At 42.8% G+C, this 257-nt stretch carries 1 protein-coding gene; it reads left to right on the top strand.

What is annotated here, in order from left to right; genetic code table 11:
* Positions 1 to 257, top strand: a 257-nt coding sequence (locus NLF92_RS13355) for a hypothetical protein (RefSeq protein ID WP_254102735.1), incomplete at both ends; no start/stop codon positions are given.

Genomic DNA, 257 nt, shown 5'->3' with positions numbered 1-257 from the left:
AACATAGAACGAGAAAAATACCGCTTCACAGAATCAGTTGAGATACTCAATTATTGGTCAGGGATCTCAGTTGTTGATGGGCTTTCTGCGGTGAACATTCCCTTTATTGTTGATGCAATAGCGATAGTGGGGGCAGATAACATTAGCATTGACATGCGACTCCATCTGAAGGCCGATATCAGTAAATCAGAAGTGCGGGCGCTATTGGAAAATGACGACCACTTCAACACCTACCTGGAATCCATATTCACAATAGA

Origin of the sequence: Opacimonas viscosa (assembly GCF_024199005.1) — a bacterium.
Taxonomy (GTDB): domain Bacteria; phylum Pseudomonadota; class Gammaproteobacteria; order Enterobacterales; family Alteromonadaceae; genus Opacimonas; species Opacimonas viscosa.
Note: the sequence above shows the minus strand (reverse complement) of the source record. Positions and strands in the feature narration are given on the sequence as shown.